Origin of the sequence: Flagellimonas chongwuensis (assembly GCF_013376415.1) — a bacterium.
GTDB lineage: Bacteria > Bacteroidota > Bacteroidia > Flavobacteriales > Flavobacteriaceae > Flagellimonas > Flagellimonas chongwuensis.
Genome location: NZ_WYET01000003.1, coordinates 115159 through 141131, shown reverse-complemented (window position 1 = coordinate 141131; position 25973 = coordinate 115159). Strand labels below are relative to the sequence as shown.

Below are 25973 nucleotides of genomic sequence, written 5' to 3'. Positions count from 1 at the left end.
CACCATTGTTATCGGTTCAGTAGATGTGGAGCTTCGATTTATTTAAACATAGGCATGAGTACAGCCAAAAAACCAAAGTAAGTGTGGATTGGAAAATATCTGGACATAATGAAAACGTGGTTACAAAAAGGAGCGTATGTGAGTAAAGCCATTCAATTGGCACACTCTTTCCATATCAATTTTGATAAATTTGCCATTCAAGCCTCAGGTGGGACCATGAATGGTGGACCGCTCATCGATTCGCACCACAGCTTGACAGAACATTTTTAAGAAGCAATACAGTGAGTGATAAGAGCATCTTTAATATAGAAAACTTAGGGCCACCTAAATATAGGTCGCCCCTTCAGCTTAGTACCGTAAAGGGAGACCGTATTTTCAATTTTGTAAGCGAGTCCGATAGACTGGTCTTCGACATTTCCATGGACTACTATAATCAATGCTTGAATGATGGAGAGTCACCCATTTGCATGGAAAAAGCAGGGCCAAGGCAGAACATATTTTTTGATGCAAAAAACACTACCGCAGCAATCGTAACATGCGGAGGGCTCTGTCCCGGCATCAACAATGTAATCCGGGGTTTAGTGATGGCCTTGCATTACTTCTACGGAGTAAAAAAAATTGTTGGTATTCCTTACGGCTATGAAGGGCTCAACCCTGAAAAAGGACATGAGTTGATAGAGTTGACGCCCGATAAGGTCAAGGATATTCATCAATTTGGAGGTACATTTTTAGGTTCGTCCCGTGGCGGTCAAGATGTATCGGTAATGGTAGATACCCTTGAAAATAACAAAATAGACATGCTCTTTGCCATCGGAGGGGATGGAACTTTGAAAGGTGTGAATGCCATAGGGAACGAAATCACCAAAAGAGATGCAAAAATCAGCGTTGTAGGGATTCCAAAGACCATTGACAATGATATTGACCTAATCGATGAATCCTTCGGTTTCCAAACTGCTTTTGATGTGGCCAGTCCCATTCTTAGGGATGCCCATAACGAAGCTACTGGAGCCTACAATGGTATTTCTATCATTAAATTAATGGGGAGGGATAGCGGTTTTATAGCAGCATCGGCCGCTTTGGCCATGCCTGTGGTCAACTTTGTGTTGGTTCCGGAAATGGATTTTTCATTGGAGGGGGAAAATGGATTTTTTGCCGCTCTGGAACAAAGGCTGCTTCAGAAAAAGCATGCGGTAATTGTAGTGGCCGAGGGAGCAGGGCAGCAACTTTTCAAGGATAGACAAATTGTGACCGATGCATCAGGAAATGTTCAGCATGAAGATATCGGGGTTTTCCTAAAGGAAAAAATATCGGAATACTTCAAAGGAAAGAGCCCTGTGACCATCAAATATATCGACCCCAGTTACATAGTACGTTGTGCACCTGCCAACTCCAGCGATAGCGTATACTGTAGTGGATTGGCCTATCATGCGGTGCACGGGGCCATGGCTGGAAAAACCAAATTTGTGGCCAGTCGTGTGAACAACAGGTATGTGTATATTCCCATTAGTGAAGTAACCAAAAAGCGCAAGAAAATTGATTTGGAGGGCGAATTTTGGTTCTCCGTATTACAGAGTACAGGGCAGCCTTTTTTCTTGGGTTAAAATTAGGATTTAAGCTGACAATTGTCATTAAATAGTATCTTTACTAGGCTTAGATTTGAATATAATCAAAACAATAATCATGGAAGTACATGTTCAATATCAAAAGATGATGACCAGTGAATCATTGACCCAATTATTAATGAAAAAACTGGAAGGTTTGGAAACAAAATATAACTGGTTGATCAAGGCCAATGTGTTATTCAAAACAGAGAACGATAAAACGGGAGAAGGCAAGATCTGTGAAATTGAATTGAGCGCTCCCGGACCAAGAATTTTTGCAAAGTCCAATACCGACGATTTTGAGAAATCCATGTCCAAAACTGTTGAGGATTTAAGAAGACAACTTGAAAAGCGGCAGGCAACTTTTGCCTCGCATTAATAAATTAGGCATTTGCTGCGCATGACTCTTTAAAACAATAGTGATGAAACTCAAATTAATAGGCATAGGTCTACTACTACTTCTACTTGCAAGCTGTTCTTCAACCAAGTTGGTGAGTACTTGGAAGAACCCTGACAATGTGGTTTTTGATGCCTATCAAGTCCTGGTCGTGGGTATGGTAAAAGATGATGCGGCCAGAATGGAATTTGAGGATAGATTTGTCCATGCCTTGAAAGAGCAAGGGGTAGAGGCCATGCGCAGCATTGACCTGTTCGATGTGGAATTTACTTTAGCTGAAAGGTCTGAGCAAGAATTGAAAGAGGTAGAAGAACAACTACTGGACAAGGGCTTTGATGCCATTCTGTTTACCAAGGTGGTGGGTGCAGAAAATAGAAGGACTTTTCGGGAACGCATCAATAATATTGATAAAATGATGCTCAGGTTCAGTAACGATTATTTAGAGCATCAGGATATCTACTACAATTCCGAATATTATGACAGCTTTAATGTGTACCATGCAGAAACATCTCTCTACTGTATATGTGTAGGTAAGGAAATAGAGCTTATCTGGAGGGGTGATGTGGATGTTACCGAGCCCGAAAATGTTAACAAGACTATTGATTCTTATATTAAATTGATTACAAGATCAATGGGTGAGCAAGATGTAATCTTTAATTAGAAAGGCCGATAGCCTCCAAAACACCTAGAAAATCCAATGCAATCAACACTGGGATTGCTACTAGGATAACAATCAATATAAAAACCATGATCCGTAAAAATCCGACCATGAGTTTGTTTCCTATGCTAATTTCATCTGCCATAATAGTGTAATTTATAACAATTTAAGAAAATATTTGCACATTTCCTTAAGTGTTGTTTCCACTATTCGATTAACGGATAATTTATAGGTATGTGTTGTTGGAAACGTTATTCGGTATCACCTCTTTTTTTACTGAGCAGTTTTCCAAGTTCCTCCAAGGTAATTCCTTTGGTTTCCGGCATCATAAAAATCACCCAAAGTAATTGAAGCACCATCATAACTGCAAAAAAGATAAAAATAGGCCATGGATTCTCCTTGAAGATGCCTATCTCCGCATCCAAAAAGGTAGGGGTGAGCAAGGTAATCAATGCAGCAAAGACCCAATGTGTCCCAGTACCCCATGATTGCCCGTAGGAGCGAACCTTGTTAGGAAATATTTCAGAAATAAACACCCAAATAACCGCGCCCTGCCCTACTGCATGTGAAGCAATAAAAATCAAGATGAAAGTCAGCAATAATATCGAGCTGGCCCCTGAATAGAAACACCATCCCACCATGGCCAAACTCACAATGTATCCGATGGACCCCATGTACATGAGCTGTTTTCTACCCAGTTTATCGATAAGGGATATGCCCACAAAGGTGAAAATCAAATTAATTACCCCAATGGATATGGAGCTAAAGAGCGATTCACCTGAAGCAAGACCTGCCCGCTCCAAAATTTCCGGTGCGTAGTACAGCACAAAATTTATCCCAGATAGTTGATTGAAAAAGGCAATTAAAAAAGCTAACACCAAAGGTTTATTGTACTTCCCGGAAAACAAACCTTCACTGGTTTTTTCCTTGGTCTCCACTATGGCAATTTTGATTTGTTCCAGATGAAGTGAGGCCTTGTCCTTTGCAATTCCCAAGAGCGTAATGGACTCGATGACCACGGCATCGGCCTTATCCTTCATTAAAAGCCATCTGGGGCTGTTTGGAATTTTGAACACCATAAGGGTATAGATCAGAGCGGGGAGGCCCTCAATGCCCAACATCCAGCGCCAAGCTATGCTTTCTTCAAATAGTATTCCGATGAGATAGTTGGAGATAAAAGCCAATAGAATCCCAAAAACGATATTGAACTGGTACATGGCCGTGAGCCTTCCTCGGGTCTGTGCAGTAGATATCTCTGAAATGTAAACAGGAGCGGCTACCGATGATGCTCCTACCCCAACACCGCCTATAAACCTAAAAAACGAAAAACTGTAAGCTTCCGGGGCAAAGGCCGAGCCAAGTGCCGATGCGAAATACAGAATGCCTATCCAGAACAAGGTTTTCTTTCTTCCCAAACGGTCCGTGGGAATGCCTCCGAAAAGTGAGCCTAAAACCGTTCCCCAAAGCGCTATGGACATGATAAAGATACCGTGGAACGTAAAAATGGAATCGCCCAAAAACCAGTTGGTGTCCCAAATCTCTTTTATGGGTTGGTTGGCCCCGGAGATTACTACAGTGTCGAACCCAAACAAAAAGCCCGCTAGGGCCGCCGTCAAGGAAATTCTAAAAATACGTTTGTCCATGGAGGATGAATTTTGCTAAAGCTAACCAAAATTTATAAAATCTTGGAAATGTATTTCATTATCAATTCCGAAGCACCTTTATTGGTGTTGATATAATTGGCATTGATATCTCCAATATTTTTGATGGAAATAGGATTGTTCAACAGGTCTCCCATTAAATTATCAAAGCTATTCTGGCTGGAAATGGGAATGATTCCTCCTTCGTTGACTAAGTCTTCAGCTTCTTTGAAACCTCCAAATTGTGGTCCGATGATAATTGGGATGCCGAAAACAGCGGGCTCCATAGTATTGTGGAGCCCCGTGGCAAAGCCACCGCCAACATAGGCCATATTGGCGTAACTATAAATTTTGGTCAGCAAACCGATGGTGTCAATAATGAGGACATCGACCTCTTTGAGGTTTTGGCTGCCCAATTCCGAGTAACGGAATACGGTTTTTTCAAGTGAAGAAGTTATTTTGTCAATATGTGAAGGCTTGATTTCATGAGGCGCGATGACAAACTTTACTTTTTCGGTGGTTTTGTTGATGTAATTGACCAATATTTTTTCATCTTCGGGCCATGTGCTGCCTGCCACCAAACACAGCTGATTGTTCTTAAAACGGTCCATAAAGTCCAATTGGTTGTTCCGTTTCAGGATTTCCGAAACTCGGTCCAACCGAGTATCGCCGCCAATACTGGAATTCTTTATCCTGATGGATTCCAACAGATTTTTCGATTTCTCATTCTGCACAAAATAATGGTCAAACTTTCCTAGGCTCTGTCGCATAAAACCACCATAGGATTTAAAATATATCTGTCTTTCTGTGAAAATGGCCGATACCAAAATGGTAGGAATATTTCTTTTTTTGAGTTGATATAGATAATTGGGCCAGACCTCGTACTTGACAAAAATGGCCAATTGGGGATTTACTATATTTAAAAATCGCTTCACTTTATGATGGCTGTCCATGGGCAGGTAGACCACCACGTCGGCAACGGAGGTATTCTTTTTGACCTCGTAGCCCGAGGGCGAAAAAAAGCTGAGAACCAACTTATGTTCGGGATACTTGGAGCGTAACCGTTCCAGAATAGGAAGTCCTTGTTCAAACTCGCCCAAAGAGGCCACGTGCATCCAAATGGTTTTGTCCCCTGGGTTCAGTTTTTCTTCCAATAATGGAAAAGTTCTCTTCCTTCCTTGAACGAATAATTTGATCTTGGCATTGAAAAGAGCAATCACCTTAAGAACTAGCCAAGCAATATTGATAAGTATGTTGTACAGAAAACGCAAGAATATCTTTTTCGCTAAAATACATTCTTTCGGTCAGAGACTATTATGGCATCTTAATTTCTTAATTTTGACGTATTAATTTATTCGGATGAAAAAAATTCAAATGGTTGACCTAAAAGGTCAATATGAAGGTATAAAGACCGAGGTCAACGAAGCTATTGCGGAAATCTTGGATTCTTCTGCATTTATAAACGGTCCCCATGTACAAGCTTTTCAAAATGAGCTACAGGAGTATTTGGGCGTTAAACATGTGATTCCATGTGCCAATGGGACGGATGCGCTCCAAATATGTATGATGGGCCTTGGGTTGAAACCAGGTGATGAGGTAATTACGGCTGACTTTACCTTTGCGGCAACCGTGGAAGTAATCGGTCTTTTGCAGTTAACGCCTGTTTTGGTAGATGTAGAGCCCGATACCTTTAATATAGATGTGAAAGCCATCGAAAAGGCGATTACACCCAAAACAAAGGCAATAGTCCCCGTTCATCTATTTGGTCAATGTTCCAATATGGACGAGATCATGGAGTTGGCCAAAAAACACGATTTGTATGTTGTAGAGGATAATGCCCAAGCCATTGGTGGGGCCTATTATTCAAAAGATGGTTCCAAACAAAAGGCTGGAACCATTGGTCATGTTGGGGCCACATCGTTTTTCCCATCCAAGAATTTGGGTTGTTATGGTGATGGCGGCGCTATTTTTACCAACGATGATGATTTGGCACATATAATCCGTGGTATCGTAAACCATGGAATGTACAAAAGGTATTATCACGATGTTGTGGGCGTCAACTCGCGTTTAGATTCCATTCAGGCGGCAGTTTTAAGGGCGAAGTTGCCTAAACTGGACTATTATAACCAAAAGCGTTGGGAAGCTGCATCGAAATATTCTCAGGCCTTTAAAGGACAGGAACATATTGTGGTTCCAAAAATATCTTGTGGCTGCGATACGGAAAAAAGTGTTTGTGATTGCCATGTGTTCCATCAATACACCCTTAGGATTACAAATGGTAAAAGGGATGAACTTGTGCAACATTTAAATGATAAAGACGTTCCTTGTGGTGTGTATTATCCAGTTCCGTTGCACAAACAGAAGGCTTATGCTGATGACCGATATAATGAAGATGATTTTCCGGTGACCAATCAATTGGTGAACGAAGTGATTTCCCTTCCAATGCATACCGAACTGGATGATGAACAGATTGAATATATAACCGGTCTGGTAATCGACTACGTAAACAAATAAAAATGAAGATACTCGTAACAGGTGGTTTGGGGTTTATAGGCTCCCATACCGTTGTTGAACTACAGAATGAAGGTTTTGAAGTGGTCATCGTGGATAACCTTTCCAACTCATCCATTAATGTTTTGGATGGTATTGAGGCCATTACAGGGAAGAAACCCCTGTTCGAAGAATTTGATCTTCGTGATAAACCCAAGGTCCAAGATTTCTTCCAAAAACACAGTGATGTTGCCGGAGTAATTCACTTTGCGGCATCAAAGGCTGTGGGAGAAAGCGTGGAAGAACCACTTCTGTACTACGAGAACAACCTTGGTGTACTAGTCTATATTCTTCAGGAGTTGAAGAAAAAGGGCGGTGCGAGTTTCATCTTTAGTAGTTCCTGTACAGTTTATGGTCAAGCTGACGAAATGCCGATAACTGAGTCGGCCCCGGTTAAACCTGCTGAATCCCCATACGGTAATACCAAGCAAGTGGGAGAGGAAATTATTAGGGATACCTGCAAGGTGAATCCAGACCTTAAAGCCATTGCATTGCGATATTTCAATCCGATCGGAGCGCACCCATCAGGAAAAATTGGAGAATTGCCAATTGGTGTTCCTCAAAACTTGGTCCCTTTTATTACCCAAACAGGTATTGGACTTCGCGAGCAGCTTTCTGTTTTTGGCGATGATTACCCAACTGAAGATGGCACCTGTATCAGGGATTACATCCATGTGGTTGATTTGGCCAAAGCCCACGTAGCGGCATTGCAACGTCTTTTGAAGGATAAAAATGAAACTAATTACGAGGTCTTCAATTTGGGCACAGGAACAGGAAGTTCTGTATTGGAGGTGATACAAAGCTTTGAACGTGTTTCTGGGGAAAAACTCAATTACAAAATTGTGGATAGAAGGTCAGGAGATATAATCCAAGCTTATGCCGATACCAAAAGAGCCAATGAAGTACTTGGGTGGAAAGCAAAATCCAGTCTGGATGATGCCATGAAGTCCGCTTGGGAGTGGGAAAAAATAGTAAGAAGTTAGGTTGTTGTAATCCCAAATCTTGATTTGTACGTACATAGAGTATGCTTCCCAACTACAATAACAGTTTGGAGTTGCTGGAAAGTGTCCAGCAAGAGCAGCTCTACCAAAAACTTTTGCTGCAGCTCAAAAAGGATTTTGAATTGGCCAATGTGCCTATTAACCTTCCTTTGGATATAGCTCCCGAGGAACTGAAAAGTATCATTCACGAAAAAATCTACTTTTTAATAGTGGAAAAGTTCCCGGAATATCTCAACCTATTATATGTAGTGGATATCTCGGAAAAAGAAATTAAAAAGATAGCTCCATCCGATGTTGTTGACATTTCGGCGGAGGTATCCTTTTTATTATTAAAAAGGGAATGGCAAAAAGTGTGGTACAAGGCCAAATATAGCCACTGAACTTTTGGTCACACCTTCACATAAATTCCCCTCTTGTCCATAAAATAGCCAACTGCCCAGCAAGTGAGCATTACCCAAAGGGCAAATAAGAGCGAACCCATATAGCCACCGGACCAAGAGATAAATATGTTGTCGGCAATCCATCTGTAGAGAGATTCCCCATTCATGTCTATGGCAAAAAGTGTGATGATAAATATTTCCGATAGTAAATAAATAAATAAGGTGTTTTTGCCGAAAACTTCAAAAAAGTAGCTCCAACTTTTGGCTTTTTTCATGTCCAAAACGTAGATAAGAATAGCAATAGCCATCAAATCGATTCCACAGGTAAGCAATACAAAAGAGCTTGTCCAGAGTTTTTTGTTGATGGGTAAAACTAGGTCCCACGCCAAACCAGCAAAGATCAGTGCAAACCCAAACATCATCAATTTGGCTACTGTTTCATAATTCTGTCCGTTGTTCTGGATAAATCTACCCGCCAAATAACCAATGATCACATTTACAATAGCTGGGAGTGTGCTCAGCAATCCTTCCGGGTCAAAAGCGATGCCTTCCCCGTGGTACATGTGGTTTGGTCCAATAAGCCATTTGTCCAATTTAAGTACGGCATTTCCTGTCAATGTAAGGTCTCCAAAACCGATTAGGATGAGATGGTAGCCAAGCAAAAATGCCAAGCTCAGCCAAATGGCCGTTTTTGTCTTTACAAAATAAAGGATGATGGAGGCGAACATATAACATAGCGCAATACGTTGCAAAACCCCAAAGATACGCGTCTCCGAAAATGGTTTTAATTGTCCATCATCAAAAAAGGGATACCAATACATTAAAAAGCCCAGTAGAAAAATAATCGCCGTCCGTTTCAAAACTTTTTTGAAAAACGCAGGTGTACCCATATTTTCATACTTTTTCATGCTAAAGCTCATAGCATTTCCCACCACGAACAAAAAAGTTGGAAAAACAAGGTCGGTCAATGTAAAACCGTTCCATTCGGCATGTAATAAAGGAGAAAAGGTGGTAGAACCATTCCCTGGGGAGTTGACTATGATCATTAAGGCAACGTCCAGTCCTCTGAAAACATCGAGGGAAAGGTATCTGTTTTTAAGTTTGGACATATTAGGTTGGTTTAGCTGGTCGGTCAAGTTAAATTATTTTTAGTTTCCACTGTTAATTTCAGTTAAAAATTTCATTTTTATTGCTTTACTGTTTATTCTGTGATATAGTTGTAAATTTGAGTAAGAAATTCACGGGAATACAAGTATATAAATGCTAAAACCCGTATTTTTGACAAAATTTTCCATAAAGTTTTGGAGAAACAGAAAGAATGGACAAATATTCATTTTTAAATGCTGCGCACACTTCATTTTTTGCGGAGCAATACGAAAAATATCTAACGAATCCCGATACTATTGAGCCCAGTTGGAGGGCTTTTTTTCAAGGATTTGATTTTGGTTTGGAAGGTTCCCTCGAAGATTTGGGAATCGAATCTGATAAGGGTGATGGCGGCATGGTCGTGCTTTCCAATGGTAGGAAAGTAGAGATGCCCGAAGCCTTGCAGAAAGAGTTTCAGGTAATCCGCTTGATTGATGGTTACCGTTCCCGTGGACACCTGTTTACCAAAACCAATCCGGTAAGGGAAAGAAGAAAGTATGTCCCTACCTTGGACATAGAGAACTTTGGTCTGAGCCAAGAAGATCTGGATGCCACTTTTGATGCAGGAAAAATACTGGGTATTGGCCCGGCATCATTAAAGGAGATTGTTCGCCACCTTGAAAGTATTTATTGCGATGCGATTGGCGTGGAATACATGTATATCCGTACCCCGGAACGTATCCAATGGATACAGGATTGGCTGAATAAAAACGATAATCATCCGAATTACACTGCAGAAGAGAAGAAGAACATCCTCAGGAAGTTGAACGAGGCCGTTTCTTTTGAAAGCTTTCTACATACCAAGTACGTAGGTCAAAAGCGTTTCTCGCTCGAAGGAGGAGAATCTTTGATTCCCGCTTTGGATGTGATTATAGAAAAAGCTGCAGACAAAGGGGTTAAGCAATTTGTAGTGGGTATGGCCCACCGTGGACGATTGAACGTGCTTACCAATATATTTGGGAAGTCGCCAAAGGATATCTTCAGTGAGTTTGACGGCAAGGATTACGAAGAGACCATTTTTGATGGTGACGTAAAATATCACTTGGGATGGACCTCAAAGCGTGAAACCGATTCAGGGAAAATGGTCAATATGAACATTGCCCCGAACCCATCGCACTTGGAAACCGTAAATTCTATTGTGGAGGGGATTTCAAGAGCCAAACAAGATCGCGACCATAGCGATAATGTCTCGGAAGTATTACCAATTTTGATTCATGGTGATGCTGCCTTTGCAGCTCAGGGAATTGTTTATGAAACAATCCAGATGGCACGTTTGGATGGATATTCCACAGGAGGAACCATTCATATTGTTATAAATAACCAAATCGGGTTTACTACCAACTATTTGGATGCAAGGTCATCGACCTATTGTACAGATGTTGGGAAAGTGACCCTTTCACCGGTACTTCACGTAAATGCGGATGATGCTGAGGCCGTGGTGCATGCCACTACCTTTGCCTTGGAATATAGAATGCGTTACAAGCGTGATATTTTCTTGGATTTATTGGGGTACAGAAAGTATGGGCATAACGAGGGCGATGAGCCCAAGTTTACCCAGCCACTTTTGTACAAATCAATTTCCAAGCATGATAACCCAAGGGATATTTATGCAGCCAAATTGATAGCCGAAGGGATAATCGATGAGAACTACGTAAAAGAGCTGGAAGAAAAATACAAGAACGATCTCGAAGAGAATCTGTTGGATTCCAGAAAAATCGAGAAGACCAGAATAACCCCTTTCATGCAAGATGAATGGGAAGGTTTTGAGCAAGTTACCGAAGAGGTGATGTTAAAACCTATGGATACCACTTACGACCTCAAGAAATTGGATGAGATTGCCAAGAGCATTACTAAATTGCCAGAGGACAAAAAGTTCTTGAGAAAATTGGTCAAGTTGGTGGATGGTCGCCATTCCATGTATTTTGAGGATAACAAACTCGATTGGGCGATGGGCGAATTGTTGGCCTATGGTTCGTTGATAGAGGAAGGCTACGATGTTAGGATGACTGGTCAAGATGTGGAGCGAGGAACTTTCTCGCACAGGCACGCGGTCATCAAAACAGAGATGCATGAAGAAGAAGTGGTGCTGTTGAACGATATGGGAGATAACCAAAACGGGAAATTCCATATCTATAACTCATTACTTTCGGAATATGCCGTTATGGGATTTGATTATGGTTATGCCATGGCAAGTCCGAAAACATTGACCATATGGGAAGCCCAGTTCGGTGATTTCAGTAACGGTGCCCAGATCATTATAGATCAATATTTGTCATCGGCAGAGGACAAATGGAAGCTTCAGAACGGATTGGTGCTGTTGTTGCCGCACGGTTATGAAGGTCAGGGGGCGGAGCACTCATCAGCGCGTATGGAAAGATACCTACAATTGTGTGCCAAGGACAATATGTTCGTTGCGGATGTGACTACGCCGGCAAACCTGTTTCATCTCTTCCGTAGACAGACTAAGGCCAAATTCCGTAAGCCTTTGGTGGTATTTACCCCAAAAAGTTTGTTGAGACACCCTAAAGTGGTGTCCACTAAAGAGGAAATGGCCAACGGTAGTTTCCAAATGGTTATAGATGATGCCGATGCAAAAGCATCCAAGGTAAAAACATTGGTTTTCTGTACCGGTAAATTCTATTACGATCTTTTGGACAAGCGTGAAGAGTTGGAAAGAGATGATGTAGCATTGGTACGTGTGGAACAATTGTTCCCTTTGCCTGCAGAAGAAATGCGAAGCATTATCAAAAAATACAAAAACGCCGACGATATTGTTTGGGCCCAAGAAGAACCGCGCAACATGGGGGCATGGAGCCACATGTTGATGCATTTGGACGAGGCCAAGCAGTTCAGGGTGGCTTCCCGTAGGTTCTACGGAGCCCCTGCTGCGGGTAGTGCGGTGCGCTCAAAAAGACGTCATGCCCAAGTATTGGACTACGTTTTTGACAAGAGTAAGGATAACATGCAAATAAGATAATTCAAGTATAAACTATAATAGAATGGTTTTAGAAATGAAAGTTCCCTCACCAGGGGAATCCATTACAGAGGTAGAAATCGCCGAGTGGTTGGTAGAAGATGGAGACTATGTGGAGAAGGACCAGGCCATAGCCGAAGTAGATTCGGACAAGGCAACATTGGAGCTTCCTGCAGAGGAGAGCGGAATTATTACTCTTAAGGCCGAAGTGGGAGATGCCGTAGCCGTTGGCGAGGTAGTTTGCCTCATCGATACCAGTGCGGAAAAACCTGAAGGTTCATCCGGTGCATCCGATAATAAAGAGGAGCCCAAAAAGGAAGAGCCTAAAAAAGAAGCGCCAAAGAAAGAGGAGCCTAAAAAGGAAACCTATGCTTCGGGTACACCATCTCCGGCAGCCAAGAAGATATTGGACGAAAAAGGAATCGATTCTTCTTCCGTATCCGGTAGTGGCAAAGATGGACGTATCACCAAGGACGATGCTGTAAAAGCTGTTCCATCCATGGGGACCCCAACAGGAGGTAACCGAGGTGAAAGCCGTTCTAAATTGTCCATGTTAAGAAGAAAAGTGGCCGAAAGACTGGTCTCTGCCAAGAACGAGACCGCGATGTTGACCACCTTCAACGAAGTGGATATGTCCGCTATTTTCGAGTTGAGAAATCAATACAAGGAAGAGTTCAAAAATAAGCATGGCGTAAGTCTAGGATTTATGTCCTTCTTTACCAAAGCAGTAATCCGGGCGTTGGAAATGTATCCGGCGGTCAATTCCATGATCGATGGCAAGGAAATGATCACCTACGAATTTTGCGATATCAGTATTGCAGTTTCAGGACCTAAAGGTTTGATGGTTCCTGTAATCAGAAATGCAGAAAACTTGACGTTCAGAGGAATCGAATCCGAGGTAAAACGTTTGGCTATCCGTGCTAGGGAAGGTGAGATCACTGTGGATGAAATGACGGGAGGTACCTTCACCATTACCAACGGAGGTGTATTTGGTTCCATGCTGTCCACTCCAATTATCAACCCACCGCAAAGTGGTATTTTGGGGATGCACAACATTGTAGAGCGTGCCATTGTTAGAGATGGTGCCATTGCCATTGCGCCTGTAATGTACGTAGCACTTTCTTACGACCACCGTATTATTGATGGTAAAGAATCCGTTGGTTTCTTGGTCGCTGTAAAAGAAGCATTGGAAAGTCCAGAAGAATTGTTGATGGACGGCAACGTGAAAAAAGCGTTGGAATTATAATCTGAATATTAATTAGAATGGTCGCTGAGCGAAGTCGAAGCGATATCGCGAAATCTATAAACAAATGCCTTTACTTTTTTAAGTAGAGGCATTTTTTATTGTAGTCGATTACGGCCTTTCCCTTTTTAAGTACATCGGCACCAATAATGCCATCAACGGGCAATGCATTGTGCGAGGTTAACGCTTGGTTCACATGGGTAAGGTCAAAGAGTACGACTTTCTGCTTTTTCTTTTTCCAATCACCGATTTGGATTTTGTTTTTGATGGAGATCAAAGTTTCCATTTCCGTGGCACCTGCCCCAGCGGCTTTAATGTCCGTAGCTTCCGAAGCCATTTCGAAAAATTTGATTTTATCCATTCCTACGCAGGTGTTGGAGGCTCCCGTATCCAGAATAAACTTGCCCGTTATTCCATTGATGGAGGCTGCAAGTTCAAAATGATTGGTTTCAGTAAGTACCAAAGGTATTTTGATGTAGTCTTTGGATTTAAGAAATCTTTTAAGTGATGCCATAATATGGAATGTCCTCTGGAGAGGACTTTAGGAATGTAATATCAGAAACAAAGTTTTTGGGGCATCTAAGATAAGCCTATTTTTGTGGTATGATAACTTCCCGATTAACGAATATAATTATCACTCTCCTTTTTTTTGGCATCCTATGGGGTTGCGGCCCTACTTCAAAAAGAGTTGATAAAAAGGCTCTGGTCCACGAATATTATCAAGCGATGAACGATTCCGATTACGCCAAGGTGATTGGTTTTTTTCAGGATAGCATCCGATTTAATGAAATGAGTTATAAACGAACTTTTTCCAAGTCGGAATATCATCAGTTGTTTGCATGGGATTCTGTGTTTCATCCCAAATATGAGATTTTGGAGCTAGAAGAAAAAGGAGACGAGTTACATTTGTTGGTTTCTAAGGAATGTGAGCGAATCAACTTTCTGCATGAAGGGCCGTTTTTTACGAACGAAGTTTTTAAAATAGAGGAAGATGCCATCCACCAAATCGATGTTGTGGAATATGTCGATTTCAAGGATTCTTTGTGGACTGCCAAACGGGAAAATTTGGTGTCTTGGATTGCAGAACATCATCCTGAATTGGATGGATTTATTTATGATCAAACCAAAGAGGGGGCTATGAAATACAAAAAAGCCATAGATCTTTTTAAGAACAGAAAGGATTCGGTTTCCGTTAAAGAAAACAATTCAAATCAATGATTATAACCGATACGCATACGCATTTATATAGTGAGGCCTTTGATGAGGATAGGAATGAAATGATGCAGCGTGCCCTAGATGCTGGGGTGGAGCGCTTTTTTATCCCTGCCATTGATTCAACTTATACCCAATCCATGTTGGATTTGGAATCCGATTATCCGGATAATGTGTTTTTGATGATGGGTTTACATCCCACACACGTCAAGGAAAACTATAAGGACGAATTGGCTCACTTGGAAGAGTGGTTGGCCAAGAAGAAATTCTACGCTGTCGGGGAAATAGGGGTGGACCTGTATTGGGACAAAACCTTTTTAAAGGAGCAGCAGGAAGCTTTTGCCTATCAGATTCAATTGGCAAAAAAACATCAGTTGCCCATAGTGATTCATTGTCGAGATGCCTTTGATGAGGTGTTTGAGGTTTTGGAACAGGAGAAAGGGGATGACCTTTTTGGGATTTTTCACTGTTTTACTGGAACTCTGGAACAGGCGCATCAAGCCATATCCTACAACATGAAGTTAGGTATTGGTGGGGTAGCTACCTTCAAAAACGGTAAAATAGACCAATTCTTGAATGAAATCGACCTCAAACATATTGTGTTGGAAACCGATGCTCCGTATTTGGCGCCGACACCATATCGTGGAAAACGGAACGAGAGCTCCTATATAATAAAAGTGTTGGAAAAACTGTCTTCCATATATAGTATGCCCGAGGAGGAAATTGCCAAGATTACCACGGAAAACTCAAAAAACATCTTTGGAGTTTGATTTATGAAAAAGAAAAGCAACATATTACTGATTTATACCGGGGGTACCATAGGTATGGTAAAGGATTATAAAACCGGAGCGCTCAAAGCCTTCAATTTTGATGAACTGGTAAAAAATATACCGGAGCTGAAGCAATTGGATTGTAATCTCAGTGGTGTGTCCTTCGAAGATCCCATCGATTCCTCCAATATGAATCCTGAGTATTGGGAGCAAATTGCTTCGATAATTGAAGAGCATTATGAGGAAAATGATGGTTTTGTGGTACTGCACGGTAGTGATACTATGAGTTATTCCGCATCCGCATTGAGCTTTATGCTGGAAAATTTGACGAAGCCCGTGATTTTTACAGGATCGCAGTTGCCCATTGGAGATTTGCGAACCGACGCCAAAGAGAACTTGATTACCTCTATAGAGATTGCAGCCCTTCGTAAAAAAGGAAAGCCTGTATTACAGGAAGTAGGGCTGTATTTTGAATATAAACTCTATCGTGGTAATAGGACCACTAAGATAAATGCGGAACACTTTGAGGCTTTCAATTCGTTAAACTACCCGCCTTTGGTGGAATCTGGTGTCCATTTAAAGGTCCACGATAACTTTTTGATTAAAAAAGTGACCAAGCACAAGTCGCTTCAAGTCCATAAAAAGATGGATGATGGGGTCGCGATTTTGAAACTTTTCCCGGGAATCAATCAAAATGTGCTGCGATCGGTGCTGAATATTCCCGATTTAAAGGCGCTTATCTTGGAAACCTATGGGGCTGGAAACGCTCCAATGGACGAATGGTTTTTAAATGCGATAAAAAAAGCCGTAGAAAATGGATTGCACATAATTAACGTTACCCAATGCTCGGGAGGAAGTGTTTTTATGGGGCATTATGAAACGAGTGAAAAACTCAGGGAGATGCAACTGGTTAACGGAAAGGATATTACAACCGAGGCCGCCATAACAAAAGCGATGTACCTATTGGGGACGGGGGTTCCCGACAAATTGTTCAAGACAATTTTTGAGACGCCCCTTCGTGGTGAGATGGTGTAAAATTAACGCATCAAATTTCTATAACTAATAAATTTTTCGTTTATTGGTCGGCCTAAATGGAACAATAGAGAGGTGGCCGAGTGGTCGAAGGCGCACGCCTGGAAAGTGTGTATACACCAAAAGTGTATCGAGGGTTCGAATCCCTTCCTCTCTGCTAGGTATTTTAATTTTTCAATTGTAAAATTTTTATATCTTTATATTATTAACTAACTAAATTTAAGTTTAAGTAAAATGAAAAAAATATCCTTTACTCTGGCTGCTGCTGGAATGTTTGTGATGGGAACAACAACTGCATCTGCAGCAATGTTACAAGAAGAAGCTGAAGCCAGCGCTAGCTTCACCCAAGTATTGAAAGAGCAATTTATCCAAGGAGGTCCTGCCTTCATGGGAATTGTATTGCTTTGTTTGATCTTGGGATTGGCCGTTGCCATCGAAAGAATTATTTATTTGAATTTGGCAACTACCAACTCTACCAAATTGAAGCAACAAGTTGAGGACGCTTTGGCTTCTGGTGGTGTTGAAGCAGCCAAAGAAGTTTGTAGAAACACAAAAGGACCTGTTGCTTCTATCTATTACCAAGGTTTGGATAGAGTTGATGAAGGACTTGAGTCTGCTGAGAAAGCTGTAGTGGCTTACGGTGGTGTACAAATGGGACAATTGGAGAAAAACGTTTCTTGGTTGTCTTTGTTTATCGCTATTGCTCCTATGCTTGGGTTCATGGGTACGGTAATCGGTATGATTGCGGCCTTCCAGAAAATTGCAGCAGTAGGTAACTTGAGTGCATCTTTGATTGCAGGAGATATCCAGGTAGCGTTATTGACAACCGTATTCGGTTTGATCACAGCGATTATCCTTCAGATTTTCTACAACTATATTATTGCAAAAATCGATAGTATCGTAAACGATATGGAAGACAGCTCAATCGCTTTGATTGATATGTTGGCTGCCCACAAGAAATAATTACGAATTAAAATCTATCGAGAATCATGAATAAAATAGTAAAAATATTGCTCATCGTCATCGGATTGGTAGCAGCCGTACTTTGGTTCTCTCTTCCGTCTGCCGATGATCCAGATGCCATTAATAGTGGTGCGATGAACTTCATGTTCATTATAATGTATATCCTTTTGGCTATTGCTGTTATCACTTCAGTAGTATTCGGGTTGGCAAAATTGTTCACCACCAAAGGAAGTATTAAGAAAGCCCTGTTCGCCATAGGTGGATTGGCTATTATCGTAGCGATATCTTACGGTATTTCTTCAGATAATATGGCTGTGGTAGAAACAATGTCCGATAGGGGTATTGAGACCACGGAAGGAACTGTGAAAAACATTGGAATGGGATTGAACGTATTCTTCATCCTTACCCTTATTGCGGTAATTCTAATGATAGTACCAGGTTTGAAAAGAATGTTTGTAAAGTAAAAAGTTAATTATGCCTAGAAGAAAAGGAGCACCGGAAGTAAATGCCGGTTCCATGGCGGATATTGCATTCCTTCTGCTGATCTTTTTCTTGGTGACCACCACCATTGAAACAGATGCAGGTTTGGACCGTATGCTACCGCCAATAGAGCCGCCAGAGCAAGATGTTGTGATTAAGCAGAAAAACATTTTTACTGTGAACATCAACAGAAATGGACAACTTTTGGTTGAGGATAATTTGATGGAAATTAAGGATTTGAGAGAAGCGGCCACCGCCTTTTTGGAAAACGGCGCCGATGGATCTTGCACTTATTGTAAAGGTAAGAAGGATCCCTCTTCATCAGATAACCCAACAAAAGCGATCATTTCGTTGAAGAACGATAGGGAAACCAAGTATAGCACTTATATTACTGTTCAGAACGAGTTAGTAGGTGCATATAATGACTTGCGTAACCGTGAAGCTCAGCGTTTGTATGGTTCAGACTTTACAACGATGGAATCCAAATATTTGGACCCAGAGACACCATCAAACGTAAGAGATGAACTGAAAGATAAAGTAAAGCGTATCCAAGATATGTTTCCGCAAAAGCTTTCAGAAGCAGAAACAACAACCGATTAAAAACTATATTTAATATGGCTAAGTTTACCAAAAAGAAGGAAGGAGATTTACCAGCGGTGTCAACAGCTTCGTTGCCAGACATCGTTTTCATGCTGCTTTTCTTCTTTATGACAGTGACCACGATGAAGGATAGTTCTTTAATGGTTGCCAACACCCTTCCAAACGCTTCGGAAATTAAGAAGTTGGAAAAGAAGGATCGCGTTATTTACATTTATGTAGGGACACCTACTCAAGAATATCAAAAGGTTTTTGGAACAGAGCCAAAGATCCAATTGAATGATAAATTTGCCAATGTGGACGAAGTAGGTTCATTTATTTTGGCAGAACGTGCAAAGAAACCGCAAGAACTTCAAAATGTATTGACTACTGCTTTGAAGGTCGATAAAGAGGCCAATATGGGTCTTATTACCGACATTAAGCAACAATTGAGAGAAGTTAATGCCCTTAAAGTGAATTATACCACTTACGAGGGAGATGCTTTTAACAATCTACAGTAGGCAATAGCTTAGATTTAGTGGGAAACGCTCCAAATTTTAATTTGGGGCGTTTTTTGTTTTAAATTGTCACATGATTCAGTTGTTTTATAAGATTTCGATTTTTTCATTAAGTATGCTGTGCTCTTGTTTTGTTTTGGGCCAATCAGGTACAGATAGCATACAAGCACAACCTGTGGATAGTTATTACCTGGAAGACCAGTTTTATGTAGGTGTGGGATATAACGTGTTGTTGAATAGTCCGGATGCACTAGATCAACGCAACCTTTCCTATAATCTTCAACTTGGTTTTATTAAAGATATTCCGCTCAACAAAAGAAGGAACTTTGGACTTGGTGTTGGTTTGGGCTATGCCGCTAATTCGTATTATTCCAATATGGGTGTCACGGAAGATGGTGATGTAAGGGCTTACCAGATTTTAGATGATGAGAACTTCAACCGCAGTAAATTGGAAACACATGCAATAGAATTCCCTTTAGAGGTTAGGTGGCGTACATCTACAGCGACAGAATATAGGTTTTGGAGAATATATGCAGGAGCCAAATTGGGGTACGTGTTTTCTGGAAGATCTAAATTGGTTACCGATGAAGGTAATGTTTCTTTTTCAAATGATGACATTGATGCTCTGCAGTACGGTCTTATGCTGAATTTTGGATACAATACATGGAACATCCACGCATATTATAGTTTAAATCCTTTGTTGAAAGAACGGGCTTCAATTGCAGGTGAATCCATCGATTTGAGAGTTCTAAGGGTCGGGCTCACTTTTTATATTCTATAGCCAGTATTTGAGAATTATGAGCTGGGAGCAGCATCCTAGCATAAAACCAATCAATAGCTCATTTTTTGTATGGGCTTTTAGGTATAATCTGGATGTAGCTACCATTCCGGTAAATAGGGTAAACAAACTAATGGCGATGGTGATGTTGATCTCAAAATGAATACTCAACGCAACCATGAAGGTCAGAATACTTCCCATCCCCAAAAGGTGCATACTGGTCTTGAATCGAAAAAACAACAGGACAATGGTAGCCGTGGTAGCCGTTAAGAGCCCGGTAAAGTAATAAAAGAGCTCGTGTACGTAATTATTGGGTATTACCTTATACAATATCATCAAAAAGATAATACAGCTAATATAGAGCGGATATTTGCGTTCTTGAATGGTCGGTAAAAATATGGAATTGATTACACCGAGATTTTTCAAGATCAGGAAAAAAATAATCGGAATAATCACCGTTAGTATAAAAATGGGGAGTATGTTCCCACTTTGGGTCTCTAAAGTGCTGTAAGGAGCCACCAAAAAATACACTATAGTCCCTCCAATCGGTATGAACAAAGGATGGAACAGGTAAGATATAATGTTGTATACGTGGCGCATCAAATTTCTTTTCGTAGCCTTGCCACTGGGATATCTAATTGTTCCCGGTATTTGGCCACGGTTCGTCGGGCAATCGGATACCCTTTTTCTTTAAGAATTTTGGCCAATTTTGCATCCGTAAGGGGTTTTTTCTTCTCCTCATCACGGATAACCGTTTCCAAAATCTTTTTGATCTCCCTTGTGGACACATCCTCACCCTGTTCGTTCTTCATGGCTTCGGAAAAGAAATCCTTAATCAGCTTGGTGCCATAGGGAGTGTCCACATATTTGCTGTTCGCGACCCTTGATACGGTGGACACGTCCATATCTATCTTATCGGCAATATCTTTTAGGATCATAGGGCGCAACTTGCGTTCGTCCCCGGTCATAAAATATTCTTTTTGATATTCCATGATCGTACTCATGGTAATGAACAACGTCTGTTGGCGCTGCCTGATGGCATCTATGAACCATTTGGCGGCATCCAATTTCTGTTTGATGAACATGACGGTGTCCTTCTGGGACTTGGACTTTTCCTTGGCATTTTTATAGCCTTCCAGCATATTGCTGTACTCTTTGGAAACATGCAGCTCAGGAGCGTTTCTTCCGTTGAGGCTCAGTTCCAGTTCACCGTCCACGATTTTAATGGAAAAGTCAGGGACGATATGCTCTATCATCCGAGTACTTCCAGAATACGATCCTCCTGGCTTCGGATTTAATTTCTCTATTTCAGAAATGGCATCTTTGAGCTCCTGTTCTGAAACATGATGTTTTTGTATGAGTTTGGAGTAATGTTTTTTGGTAAAATGTTCAAAAGAACGTTCCAGTATATTGATGGCGAGTTCTATGGAAGGCTTTTGTTCCTTGCGCTTTAATTGTATGATGAGGCACTCGTCCAGCGAGCGGGCACCCACCCCTGGGGGGTCTAGGTCCTGAACAATTTTTAAAACATGTTTGATCTTATCCTCTTCGGCATAAATATTTTGGGTGAAGGCAAGATCATCCATAATGTCCGCAAGAGGTCTGCGTATGTAACCACTTTCGTCCACACTGCCTACCAAAAATTCGGCAATGGCCCATTCTTCATCGTCTAGATAAACGGTGTTGAGCTGATTCAGCAAATACTGTGTAAAAGAGATGCCAGCGGCATACGGCACGCTTTTCTCCTCGTCATCTGCACTGTAATTATTGGCCTGGGTCCGGTAATCGGGTATTTCATCATCACTCAGATAATCGTCAATATTGATTTCCTCCGTGTCTATACTTTCGTTATCGTCCGATTCATCATAAGTATCCTCATACATGTCATCCAGCACGTCTGTTTCCTCTTTACCGCTCTCCAATGCAGGATTTTCTTCCAGCTCTTGCTTCAGCCTTTGTTCAAAGGCCTGGGTCGGCAATTGAATAAGCTTCATGAGCTGAATCTGCTGTGGAGACAGTTTTTGGGAAAGTTTAAACTGTAGATGTTGTTTCAGCATACGGATTGATGATTTACAATCTTACCTTCTTAAAATAATAAAATCAAATTAAAACTCGGCGTTCTGCGGCGTTCTAGGGTAGGGGATTACGTCCCTAATGTTGCCCATTCCGGTGGTAAATTGCACCATGCGCTCAAAACCTAGTCCAAAACCACTATGGACGGCGGTACCGAATTTTCTAAGGTCAAGGTACCACCAAAGCTCTTTGGCATCAATATCCAATTCCTTAATTTTTTGTTCCAATACCTCGAGACGCTCTTCTCTTTGTGATCCACCTACAATCTCGCCAATACCAGGAAAAAGTACATCCATGGCACGAACGGTTTTGCCATCCTCGTTCAAGCGCATATAAAACGCTTTGATGTTCGCAGGGTAATCAAAAAGAATTACGGGGCATTTAAAGTGCTTTTCTACCAAGAAACGCTCGTGCTCACTTTGCAGATCCGCACCCCATTCATCAATAGGGAATTGGAATTTTTTCTTTTTATTGGGTTTGCTGTTCTTAAGGATGTCGATTGCTTCGGTGTAGGATACCCTTTTAAAGTTGTTCTCTACCACGAACTTTAATTTTTCTATTAACGACATTTCTGAACGTTCGTTCTGGGGCTTGCCTTTTTCTTCGTCCAAAAGACGTTTTTCCAAGAATTCAAGATCATCCTGGCAATGGTCCAGAACGTATTGAATTATATATTTAATGAAGTCTTCAGCTAAGTCCATATTGGCATCCAGATCATAAAAGGCCATCTCGGGCTCTATCATCCAGAATTCTGCCAAATGGCGTGAAGTATTTGAGTTTTCAGCTCTAAACGTAGGTCCAAAGGTATATACTTTGCCCAATCCCATGGCATAGGTTTCAGCCTCCAACTGTCCTGATACGGTGAGGTTGGTCTCCTTTCCAAAAAAGTCCTCGGAGTAATCCACTTCGCCGGAATCATTTAATGGAGGTTTTTTGGCATCCAAAGTTGACACTCGGAACATTTCACCGGCACCTTCTGCATCTGAACCTGTAATGATTGGGGCGTGCATATAATAAAATCCATTCTGCTGAAAATAGCTGTGAACGGCAAACGAAAGTACCGACCTTACTCGCATTACGGCAGAAAAAGTGTTGGTACGAACCCTAAGATGCGCTTTTTCCCTTAAAAATTCCAATGAGTGTTTTTTAGGTTGAATGGGGTAGGTCTCCGGGTCAGCGGTTCCGTGCACGAATATATCTGTGGCCTGGATTTCCACACTTTGTCCTCGACCTTGGCTTTCCTCTAAAGTTCCTGTAATTTTTAGGGCGGCCCCGGTCGAAATCTTTTTGAGCAATGCCTCGTCCAAATTTTCAAAATCCACGACGCACTGAATATTATGTATGGTAGAACCATCGTTCAGGGCAATAAATCGGTTACTTCTAAAGGTTTTTACCCATCCATTTACTTCAACGGAATCTCCTACGGGTTGCTTTTCTAGCAATTCTTTTATGGAATAAGACATCATTCTAAAACTATCGTGATTTAGTTGGTAAAGATAGCTTTTTGATAAAAAATGATGGCAATGGATTGGCCTTATTTATGCCAGAGGTGAGTACTATTTGTCCTTGAGGTTGTCCTCTTCCTGTGGTAAAATGTCGATTTGTGGTTTTTTGAGTACCTGTTTGTTGGCAATGCTTCGTTCCAAAGACAATAATAAGGAAGGTAACAGAATCAAATTGGATAACATGGCAAAGAGCAATGTTGCCGATACAAGCCCTCCCAACGCTTTGGTGCCCCCAAAACTGGAGATGATAAATACCGAAAACCCAAAGAACAATACAATTGAGGTGTAGAACATGCTCACTCCCGTCTCACGCAAGGCCGCATACACCGACCGTTTAATATGCCAACGATTTGCTGTGAGTTCCTGCCGGTATTTGGCCAGGAAATGTATCGTGTCGTCCACGGAAATCCCAAAGGCAATGCTAAATACCAAAATGGTGGATGGTTTTATGGGCACTCCCAAATATCCCATGACGCCCGCTGTTATCACCAGCGGCAATAGATTGGGCACCAACGATATGATGACCATTCTAAAGGATCGGAACAGGTAGGCCATAAAAAGTGAAATTAGTCCAATGGCCAAGGCGAGGGACAATAAGAGGTTTTTTACGAGGTATTTGGTGCCTTTCAGAAATAATAAGGCCTTTCCCGTCATAAAAACATTGTACCGATCTGAAGGAAATTCCTTGGTGATGGCCTCTTGAACATCTTTTTCGATTTCCTCCATACGGTCGATTTTTACATCGCGCATGTAGGTGGTCAAACGGGCAGTTTGCCCTGTACTGTCCACAAAACTTTGTAAGAGGTCGGCCCCGCCGGTGGATGACTTTTGAACCGCGTTCATGATGAAGGTGTTCTCTTGACTGGTGGGCAGTTGATAGTATTTTGGAATACCGTTGTAATAGGCCTGTTTGGAATATTTCACCAAATCAACGATGGAAATTGGTCTTGACAGTTCCGGGATTTCATCAATAACGGCTCCCAAGCGGTCCATTCGCTTAAGGGTTGCAGGTTTTACAACTCCATTTTTACGTTTGGTATCCACCACAATTTCCATGGGCATGATGCCATCAAACTCGGCTTCGAAAAATTGGATGTCTTTATAAAAATGGCTGTTTTTGGGCAAATCCTCGATCCGGCTACCGGTAATTCGCATCTGATAGATACCAATGATGCTCAGCACCAGTACGGCAACCGTGGTAATGTAAACGGCAATCCTATGATTTCTAACAATGTTTTCCATCCAATTCACAAAAAAGTCCATCCACTTTTTGTTCAGGTGCTTTAGGTGCTTGGTTTTGGGAAGCGGCATAAAGCTATAAATGATAGGGATGATCAATAGGGAAAGAATAAAAATCCCGATAATATTGATGGAGGCAACGATACCAAACTCTTTAAGCAGATCACTATCCAAAATAATGAAGGTGGCAAAACCCGATGCTGTGGTAATGTTCGTCATTAATGTGGCATTACCGATTTTGGAAATCACCCGCTGAAGGGAAAGAGCTTGATTGCCATGTTTTTTGACCTCTTGCTGGTACTTGTTGATCAAGAAAATACAGTTTGGGATACCGATTACAATGATCAAAGGTGGAATAAGTGCTGTTAGGATGGTAATCTCATATCTTAAGAGTCCAAGAATTCCAAAGGCCCACATCACACCGATAATAACCACGCACATGGAGATAAAGGTTGCCCTGAAACTCCTAAAGAAAAAGAAAAATATAATGGATGTGACCAAGAGTGCACCTACGATAAACAGTCCGATTTCATCAACAATCGATTTGGTGTTCCAAGTACGGATATAAGGCATCCCGGAAATGCGAACATCCATCTGGGTCTCTTGTTCAAAGTCTTCTACGAGTTCAGCAAGATCGTTCAGGATAAACTCGTTTCTTACTGCGGTGTTCATAATGTCCTTGTCCAGATAAACTACCGTCTGTATAGTTCCGCTCTCTGGATTGTACACCAAGTTATCGTAAAATGGGAGTTCTTTGAACAGGTGGTTGGTAAGGGAGTCGATTTCCTGCTTTGTCTTCGGAGGCTTTGAAATCAAAGGTTCCATGGAGAAGGTTTGGGTCTCATTGTCTTTCATGAGCTCCTTTAAGTTCTCTAAGGAAATCACATAATCAACCTCGGGAAATGCATCGAGCTGTTTGCTCAATGTGTTCCAACGGTTAAAGTTTTTTGGTGTAAATAGGGCTGAATCCCTTATGGCGAGAACAATGGCATTGCCTTCTTCACCGAATATTTTGGTAAATGCATTGTATTGAATACTAGCTGGATGGTCGTCTGGAAGAATATTGGCTTCTGTATTGGAAAACTGCATGTTTTTCCATTGCATGGCCAAAAAAACGGTAATGCCGATAACCGCCAAAAGAATCAGGATCCTATTGCGGAGTATAATGCTTGCGACCTTGGGCCAAAATCCTTTAGTGAGCTTTGCTACCATTTGGGTTTTGTTGGCCGCAAAGGTA

At 41.5% G+C, this 25973-nt stretch carries 26 protein-coding genes and 1 tRNA gene; 18 read left to right on the top strand and 9 right to left on the bottom strand.

What is annotated here, in order from left to right:
- Positions 1–108 precede the first annotated feature (108 nt).
- The 4 genes from GUA46_RS06400 to GUA46_RS06385 all read left to right on the top strand — a co-directional run bounded on the left by GUA46_RS06400 (position 109) and on the right by GUA46_RS06385 (position 2659).
- Complete coding sequence (locus GUA46_RS06400; RefSeq protein WP_229418454.1) at positions 109–270, top strand: hypothetical protein; 162 nt, start codon at positions 109–111, stop codon at positions 268–270.
- 11 nt (positions 271–281) lie between these two features.
- Positions 282–1601, top strand: coding sequence for an ATP-dependent 6-phosphofructokinase (locus GUA46_RS06395; protein ID WP_176619777.1), 1320 nt, complete (start codon positions 282–284; stop codon positions 1599–1601).
- 79 nt (positions 1602–1680) lie between these two features.
- Positions 1681–1980, top strand: coding sequence for an HPF/RaiA family ribosome-associated protein (locus GUA46_RS06390; protein ID WP_108246369.1), 300 nt, complete (start codon positions 1681–1683; stop codon positions 1978–1980).
- A gap of 43 nt (positions 1981–2023) precedes the next feature.
- The gene (locus GUA46_RS06385) at positions 2024–2659 is read left to right on the top strand and encodes a hypothetical protein (RefSeq protein WP_176619776.1); all 636 of its coding nucleotides are present in this window, start codon (positions 2024–2026) and stop codon (positions 2657–2659) included.
- On the opposite strand, the gene GUA46_RS06380 is transcribed toward GUA46_RS06385, so the two are convergent.
- From GUA46_RS06380 to GUA46_RS06370, 3 genes are all read right to left on the bottom strand, one after another.
- The gene (locus GUA46_RS06380; RefSeq protein ID WP_159075823.1) at positions 2652–2801 is read right to left on the bottom strand and encodes a hypothetical protein; all 150 of its coding nucleotides are present in this window, start codon (positions 2799–2801) and stop codon (positions 2652–2654) included. The genes GUA46_RS06385 and GUA46_RS06380 overlap by 8 nt on opposite strands.
- Positions 2802–2907: 106 nt before the next feature.
- On the bottom strand, positions 2908–4299 hold the full coding sequence (locus GUA46_RS06375; RefSeq protein ID WP_176619775.1) for a sugar porter family MFS transporter: 1392 nt from the start codon (positions 4297–4299) through the stop codon (positions 2908–2910).
- A gap of 32 nt (positions 4300–4331) precedes the next feature.
- Positions 4332–5567, bottom strand: coding sequence for a 3-deoxy-D-manno-octulosonic acid transferase (locus GUA46_RS06370; protein ID WP_176619774.1), 1236 nt, complete (start codon positions 5565–5567; stop codon positions 4332–4334).
- A gap of 88 nt (positions 5568–5655) precedes the next feature.
- On the opposite strand from GUA46_RS06370, the gene GUA46_RS06365 reads away from it, so the two are divergent.
- Genes GUA46_RS06365 through GUA46_RS06355 form a run of 3 tightly spaced genes read left to right on the top strand, consistent with a single transcriptional unit; the run spans position 5656 to position 8227 of the window.
- The gene (locus GUA46_RS06365) at positions 5656–6810 is read left to right on the top strand and encodes a DegT/DnrJ/EryC1/StrS family aminotransferase (RefSeq protein ID WP_176619773.1); all 1155 of its coding nucleotides are present in this window, start codon (positions 5656–5658) and stop codon (positions 6808–6810) included.
- Between the two features lie 2 nt (positions 6811–6812).
- A complete protein-coding gene (galE, locus tag GUA46_RS06360; RefSeq protein WP_176619772.1) occupies positions 6813–7829 on the top strand; it encodes a UDP-glucose 4-epimerase GalE in 1017 nt (338 codons plus the stop codon).
- Positions 7830–7870: 41 nt separating this feature from the next.
- Positions 7871–8227, top strand: coding sequence for a hypothetical protein (locus tag GUA46_RS06355; RefSeq protein WP_108246363.1), 357 nt, complete (start codon positions 7871–7873; stop codon positions 8225–8227).
- An 8-nt stretch (positions 8228–8235) separates the two neighbouring features.
- Here the strand turns inward: GUA46_RS06355 and GUA46_RS06350 are convergent, their stop codons facing one another.
- Positions 8236–9336 carry an acyltransferase family protein gene (locus GUA46_RS06350; RefSeq protein ID WP_176619771.1) on the bottom strand — a complete coding sequence of 367 codons (1101 nt, stop codon included), beginning with the start codon at positions 9334–9336 and terminating at the stop codon, positions 8236–8238.
- Positions 9337–9545: 209 nt separating this feature from the next.
- Between GUA46_RS06350 and GUA46_RS06345 the strand changes: the two genes are divergently transcribed.
- Both GUA46_RS06345 and odhB read left to right on the top strand, forming a co-directional pair.
- Entirely contained in the window at positions 9546–12350 is a 2805-nt protein-coding gene (locus tag GUA46_RS06345) for a 2-oxoglutarate dehydrogenase E1 component (protein WP_176619770.1), read from the top strand.
- Positions 12351–12372: 22 nt separating this feature from the next.
- Entirely contained in the window at positions 12373–13593 is a 1221-nt protein-coding gene (gene odhB / locus GUA46_RS06340) for a 2-oxoglutarate dehydrogenase complex dihydrolipoyllysine-residue succinyltransferase (RefSeq protein WP_176619769.1), read from the top strand.
- Between the two features lie 70 nt (positions 13594–13663).
- On the opposite strand, the gene GUA46_RS06335 is transcribed toward odhB, so the two are convergent.
- Positions 13664–14104 carry a retropepsin-like aspartic protease gene (locus GUA46_RS06335; RefSeq protein WP_176619768.1) on the bottom strand — a complete coding sequence of 147 codons (441 nt, stop codon included), beginning with the start codon at positions 14102–14104 and terminating at the stop codon, positions 13664–13666.
- A 212-nt stretch (positions 14105–14316) separates the two neighbouring features.
- Here GUA46_RS06335 and GUA46_RS06330 point away from each other — a divergent pair, with 212 nt between their 5' ends.
- The 9 genes from GUA46_RS06330 (at position 14317) to GUA46_RS06290 (ending at position 19922) form a co-directional block, all read left to right on the top strand.
- Entirely contained in the window at positions 14317–14808 is a 492-nt protein-coding gene (locus tag GUA46_RS06330) for a hypothetical protein (RefSeq protein WP_176619767.1), read from the top strand.
- On the top strand, positions 14805–15572 hold the full coding sequence (locus GUA46_RS06325) for a TatD family hydrolase (protein WP_176619766.1): 768 nt from the start codon (positions 14805–14807) through the stop codon (positions 15570–15572). Before GUA46_RS06330 ends, GUA46_RS06325 begins: the two co-directional genes overlap by 4 nt.
- A gap of 3 nt (positions 15573–15575) precedes the next feature.
- Entirely contained in the window at positions 15576–16607 is a 1032-nt protein-coding gene (locus tag GUA46_RS06320; RefSeq protein WP_176619765.1) for an asparaginase, read from the top strand.
- Positions 16608–16673: 66 nt separating this feature from the next.
- Positions 16674–16761, top strand: a tRNA-Ser gene (locus GUA46_RS06315).
- Positions 16762–16838: 77 nt separating this feature from the next.
- Complete coding sequence (locus GUA46_RS06310; RefSeq protein ID WP_108246355.1) at positions 16839–17567, top strand: MotA/TolQ/ExbB proton channel family protein; 729 nt, start codon at positions 16839–16841, stop codon at positions 17565–17567.
- Between the two features lie 26 nt (positions 17568–17593).
- A complete protein-coding gene (locus GUA46_RS06305; protein ID WP_176619764.1) occupies positions 17594–18031 on the top strand; it encodes a hypothetical protein in 438 nt (145 codons plus the stop codon).
- Positions 18032–18041: 10 nt separating this feature from the next.
- A complete protein-coding gene (locus tag GUA46_RS06300; protein WP_108246353.1) occupies positions 18042–18647 on the top strand; it encodes an ExbD/TolR family protein in 606 nt (201 codons plus the stop codon).
- Positions 18648–18661: 14 nt separating this feature from the next.
- On the top strand, positions 18662–19144 hold the full coding sequence (locus tag GUA46_RS06295) for an ExbD/TolR family protein (RefSeq protein ID WP_108246352.1): 483 nt from the start codon (positions 18662–18664) through the stop codon (positions 19142–19144).
- Positions 19145–19214: 70 nt separating this feature from the next.
- Positions 19215–19922: a porin family protein gene (locus GUA46_RS06290; RefSeq protein WP_176619763.1), complete on the top strand. Its 708-nt coding sequence runs from the start codon at positions 19215–19217 to the stop codon at positions 19920–19922.
- Here GUA46_RS06290 and GUA46_RS06285 read toward each other — a convergent pair.
- The 4 genes from GUA46_RS06285 to GUA46_RS06270 all read right to left on the bottom strand — a co-directional run bounded on the left by GUA46_RS06285 (position 19917) and on the right by GUA46_RS06270 (position 25948).
- On the bottom strand, positions 19917–20519 hold the full coding sequence (locus GUA46_RS06285) for a hypothetical protein (RefSeq protein ID WP_108246350.1): 603 nt from the start codon (positions 20517–20519) through the stop codon (positions 19917–19919). The two genes, GUA46_RS06290 and GUA46_RS06285, sit on opposite strands and share 6 nt — an antisense overlap.
- Positions 20519–21976, bottom strand: coding sequence for an RNA polymerase factor sigma-54 (gene rpoN, locus GUA46_RS06280; RefSeq protein ID WP_176619762.1), 1458 nt, complete (start codon positions 21974–21976; stop codon positions 20519–20521). Before rpoN ends, GUA46_RS06285 begins: the two co-directional genes overlap by 1 nt.
- A gap of 48 nt (positions 21977–22024) precedes the next feature.
- A complete protein-coding gene (gene asnS, locus GUA46_RS06275) occupies positions 22025–23458 on the bottom strand; it encodes an asparagine--tRNA ligase (protein WP_176619761.1) in 1434 nt (477 codons plus the stop codon).
- Between the two features lie 90 nt (positions 23459–23548).
- Complete coding sequence (locus GUA46_RS06270) at positions 23549–25948, bottom strand: efflux RND transporter permease subunit (RefSeq protein WP_176619760.1); 2400 nt, start codon at positions 25946–25948, stop codon at positions 23549–23551.
- Between the last annotated feature and the right edge of the window lie 25 nt (positions 25949–25973).